Raw genomic sequence first — 4,857 nt, 5'->3', positions numbered from 1 at the left:
GGGTGTCACTTGTCCCCGGGGCGTGGCCGACGGCGGCGCAGTCCGTCCGCGTAGGCCTGGCCGAACTTGGCGGACCAGCGGCGGACGGTCTCGCAGGAGACGATGACGCCGCGCTCGAGCATCAGCTCCTCGACCTCGCGGAAGGACAGCGGGAAGCGGAAGCACAGCCATACCGCGTGCGCGATCACCTCCACCGGGTACCGGTGGCCCTTGTACGACGGCGACGCGGGCGACACGAACGAATCCCTCCCCGGCACGACCAACCAGAAGATCATCCCACCCGGCCAGCCAACGTGACAGTGCCTCCCGAAGTGCTCTTCCGAGCGGGGATGGTTGCAGCGAGCCACCTCTTCGGCGCGCGTCCGGGCCCGCCGGGAAGGGCCTCGGACGCGTGCCCACGCCATCGGGCAGCACAAGATCACTGGCACCCGCGCACTGTCAGGGGTCAGGCCGCTCTCGGGCCGGACCTGCCCCGGACCTGCCCGGCGCGCCCTGCCCCCAGGCCTGCGGCAGCCTGAATCGCGCACACCACCAGGAGCGTCGCCAACGGAACACCCCAGCCGCCGCTCACCTCGTGCAGCAGCCCCGCGCCCAACGGGCCGATCGTCGCGATCAGGAAGCCGGTACCCTGGGCCATCGAGGACAGCGCCGACGTCTCGTCGCCGTTGCCGGTACGCAGCCCGATCAGGCTCAGCGCGACCGCGAATCCGGCCCCCTGGCCGAGCCCCAGGACCACTGCCGCTGCCCACACGCCCGCCGGCGCGGGGGCCAGGACGACGCCGACCAGACCCGCTCCGCTGAGCATCGCCACGAGCACGGCGGGCCCACGCTGGTCGGGCAGTCGGCGGTACACCGCGGGCAGCAGCGCCGCCCCTGCCACTCCCACCAGACTGGTCAGCGACAGCAGGAGGCCGCTCTGCGCCTCGCCAATGCCCCGGTCCTGGGCCATCGTGGGCAGCCATCCGAACACTACATACGCCAACAGCGCCTGTGCCGCGAAGAACACCGTGACCTGCCACGCCATCGCTTCCCGCCACAGCCGCACACAGTTCGGCGTCGGCGCGTCGACCGCCCGCGCGTCCACACGTGCCCCCGGCCACCAGGCCAGGATCGCCGCGATCGACAGCGGGACGGCCACCAGTGCCAGCGCACCGCGCCAGGCCCAACCAGTCGCGTCGGCCAACGGTGGGGCAACCGCCGAACCGCTCGCGCCGCCCAGGGTCAGGCACGCCGAGTAGAACGCGGTCACCCCGGCCACCGCACCCGCGAAGCGCCGCCGGATCAACCCGGGCAGCAGCACGTTGGCGAGCCCGATCGCCGCGCCGACCAGGGCCGTGCCCACGAACAACGCCGCAGCCCCCGGTAGCAGCCGCAGCGTCGCGCCGACAACAAGCAGTGTCAGGCTCGCGAGCACCACGCGCGACTCACCGCACCGCCGCCCGAGCACCGGGCCTGCGAACGCGAACACGCCCAGGCACAGTACCGGCAGCGCGGTCAGCACGCTCACCGCTGCGGCCGACAGGCCCAGGTCGTCGCGAAGGCGGCCGAGCAGTGGGGCTATCGCGGTGACCGGGGCCCGTAGGTCGAGCGCGACCAGGGCGAGCGCGATCAGAGCACCGATCGTTGGAACGTTTCGCCCCGGTAGCGGAATGGATGAAGCGGGTGTGGCATCGCGGAAAATCTGGGCGTGCGCGGGTGGAGTGCTCATAGGGGGTCCTTCGGTGGGAGGAGGTCACCTTGGGCAGGGACCACCCTCGAATTGATACAGTACGACTTGTATCAATTCAAAATCCGGCTACAGTCCGCAAGCCGACCGAAAGGACTTCCTCGTGCCCCCGCCCCCGCGTACCGCCGGCCGCCAGAAGGATCCACAGATCGACGCCGCTGTGCGCGTCGCAACGCTCGACCTGCTCGCCGAGGTCGGCTACTCCGAACTCACCATCGGACAGGTGGCCAAGAACGCCGATGTCTACCGGCCTGCCATCTACCGCCGCTGGCCCTCGAAGCAACACCTGGTCACAGACGCGCTGGCCACAGTCCTGGGCACTACGCCGACGGTGGACAGCGGCGACCTGCGGGCGGATCTCCTCTTTGGCATCGGCAGCCTGGTAACCGCGTTCGAGACCACCGTCCTGGGCCCCGTCCTGCCCGCGCTCGTCGCCGACCTCGCCCGCGAACCCGAGCTGCGGGAGAGCTTCCTCGACGACGTCTTCCACGCCCGCCGGCGCAGCACCGAAGCCGTCCTGCGCACCGCCGCCGCACGCGGCGACATCCGAGAGCTCGACCAAGCCGAGATGGAATTCACCCTCGACGCGCTCGCGGCACCGGTCTACTACCGGGCCCTTTTCCGGCACGCCCCGCTGGACACCTGCTTGGTGGAGCGCACCGTCGACCTCGTACTGGCGGACCTGCGGAACGGCGGCTGAGTGTCGCGCCGGGCGTTGTCACGTTGGTGCGGTGTTGATCGATTGAGGGTGTGTAGGGGTCGGGTGGGGCCTGGCTTACGCTGCGGTGGGCTGGTCGGTGGCGCCGGTGATCTCGTCCCAGATGGCGAAGCGGGTGGTCATCTTGGTGCGGTACTCGGTGGCGGTCATCAGGTGGCGGCGTGGTCGGAAGTGCGGTGAGATGCCGCTGAATGCGGACAGGAACTGCTGGGCCCCGCCGGGGACTTGTAAAGAATCAACGCGTTGCTTTGGGGGCTCTGGCGCGTCGGTCTGGTATGCGCATACCGAGTGAGGTTCGTGATCAACTCGCCCTGAGGTTCGGGGTGTTGTTTCCGCATCTGGTTGAGCGGCAGCAGCGGCTGGCGCTGGCCACCGAGGCCGGCTGCTGGGCCACGGCGGGGTCCGGGCCGTCGCGCGCACTGCGGGCGTGAGCGAAACGACGGTGCGGAAGGGGGTCTTCGAGCTGGAGGGCGGCGAGGATCCGCTGCCCGGGTGGAGGGTTCGCCGCTGTGGTGGCGGGCGCAAGAGTGCCGAGGAGCTGGACCCGCGGTTCGTTCCGGCTCTGCTGGCGCTGGTCGAGCCGGACGAGCGGGGTGATCCCATGTCGCCGCTGCGCTGGACGGCCAAGTCGCTGCGGCACCTGGCCGAGGAGCTCGCCGGGCAGGGGCATCACGTCTCGGCGCCCACGGTGGGCCGGCTGCTGCGGGAGAACGGCTTCAGTCTCCAGGTCAACGCCAAGACTCTGGAGGGCAGGCAGCACCCTGACCGGGACGCCCAGTTCCGCTACATCAACGAGCAGGTCAAGCAGCACCAGGGTGCCGCGGAGCCGGTCATCAGCGTGGATGCCAAGAAGAAAGAAGCTCGGCCAGCTGCCCAACGCCGGCCGTGAGTGGCGCCCGAAGGGCGAGCCGGTCAAGGTGGAGGACCACAGCTTCTTCGTCTGTGCCCGGCCCGCCGCCGAGCCGGCCATTCCCTACGGTGTCTACGACCTCACCGCCGATACCGGCTGGGTCAACGTCGGGTGCGACCACGACACGGCCTCCTTCACGGTCGCTTCCATCCGCCGTTGGTGGCAGGCTCGCGGACGAGACGACTACCCGCAGGCCACCCGGTTGCTGATCACCGCGGACGCGGGTGGCTCCAACGGTTATCGCAGCCGGGTCTGGAAGGCCGAACTGGCCGCGCTGGCCGCCGAGACGGGCCTGAAGATTACGGTGTGTCACTTTCCGCCGGGTGCTTCAAAATGGAATAAAATTGAGCACCGGCTGTTCTCCCACATCACGATGAACTGGCGTGGCCGGCCGCTGACCAGCCACGAAGTCGTCGTCCAGACCATCGCCTCAACCCGGACCCGCACCGGGCTACGGGTCGAGGCCGCCCTGGACACCGGCGCCTATCCCACCGGCGTCACGGTCGGCACCGACCGCATGAAGGCACTTCCCCTCGAGCCGCACACCGAGCGCGGCACCTGGAACTACACCAGCCGCCCCGCGGACAAGCCCACCGTCCCGGCGGCCCCCGGGAAGGCCCCGCTGCTGGAGCGGGCGGCGGACCTTGAGCTGCTGTCCGACCCGCGCCTGACCGGGATGAACCACGAAGAACTGGACGCGATGGCCCGGCGCCTGGCCCCCGCCCAGGCCGCACGGCGCGAAGAACTCCGCCACCAGCAGCGCGGCGGGAAACGCCGCCAGGTCCCGGGAGCCCACGGCCGGTCCCTGCTCTCGGCCAGGGACCGCCTCCTGATCACCGTCCTGTATCTGCGGCAGGTGTGCGCCCAGAAAGTCCTGGCCGAGATCCTCCAGGTCACCCCGCCGGCGATCTGCCAGGCAATCAGGGAGACCCGGCCGGTGCTGGACGAGCACCACTACGCCATCACCCCCACCGCCTTGCACTTCACCCAGGCGCAGGAGGTCCTCGCCTTCGTACGGACTGGCTCCGCCACCCCGCCCCGGCGGTCGGACATCTCCACGGTGCTGACCGACCCGTCACTGACCGGCATGAGCCGCGAGGACCTGCAGAAACTGACCGATCGGCTGCTGGTGAGGTATACGGCCCTGCGGGAACGGCGCCGCTACCAGCGGCGCGGCGGGCCGCGTCAGCCCGGGACGAACGGAGTCGCCTTCCACCAGAAGATCCTCCACGCGGAACGCATCCTGATCGCAGTTCTCCACCAGCGCACCGTATGCACCCGACAGGTACTCGCTGACCTGTTCGACGTCACCCCGCAGACCATCGGCACCATCTTCCGTGACCTCCGCCCCCTCCTGGAGGAAGACGGCCACCTCCCGACACCGGCCACGCCCTTCCGCACCGCAGCGGACCTCCTCGCCTCCGTGGCACCACCCGAAAACGCTCCGCAGAAGGCCGAATCACCACGTTGTTTTTTACAGCCCCTGGGCGCCGCGCAGCGTTT

At 69.9% G+C, this 4,857-nt stretch carries 2 protein-coding genes and 3 pseudogenes; 2 read left to right on the top strand and 3 right to left on the bottom strand.

Features of this window, described 5'->3' with window-relative positions; translation table 11 throughout:
- Nucleotides 1–23 precede the first annotated feature (23 nt).
- Nucleotides 24–236: pseudogene (locus EES42_RS43375) on the bottom strand (IS6 family transposase); the annotation flags it as partial.
- A 209-nt stretch (nucleotides 237–445) separates the two neighbouring features.
- Complete coding sequence (locus EES42_RS43370) at nucleotides 446–1,708, bottom strand: MFS transporter (RefSeq protein ID WP_124723694.1); 1,263 nt, start codon at nucleotides 1,706–1,708, stop codon at nucleotides 446–448.
- A 121-nt stretch (nucleotides 1,709–1,829) separates the two neighbouring features.
- On the opposite strand from EES42_RS43370, the gene EES42_RS43365 reads away from it, so the two are divergent.
- Entirely contained in the window at nucleotides 1,830–2,426 is a 597-nt protein-coding gene (locus tag EES42_RS43365; protein ID WP_124723693.1) for a TetR/AcrR family transcriptional regulator, read from the top strand.
- A 75-nt stretch (nucleotides 2,427–2,501) separates the two neighbouring features.
- Here the strand turns inward: EES42_RS43365 and EES42_RS43360 are convergent.
- Nucleotides 2,502–2,663, bottom strand: a pseudogene (locus EES42_RS43360) (IS6 family transposase); the annotation flags it as partial.
- Between the two features lie 56 nt (nucleotides 2,664–2,719).
- On the opposite strand from EES42_RS43360, the pseudogene EES42_RS47090 reads away from it, so the two are divergent.
- Nucleotides 2,720–4,857: pseudogene (locus tag EES42_RS47090) on the top strand (ISAzo13 family transposase); the annotation flags it as partial.

The sequence above is a fragment of the Streptomyces sp. ADI95-17 genome, from assembly GCF_003846175.1.
Classification (GTDB): Bacteria; Actinomycetota; Actinomycetes; order Streptomycetales; family Streptomycetaceae; genus Streptomyces; species Streptomyces sanglieri.
The sequence above is the reverse complement of the archived record's forward strand: the minus strand, read 5'-3'. Positions and strand labels throughout refer to the sequence as shown.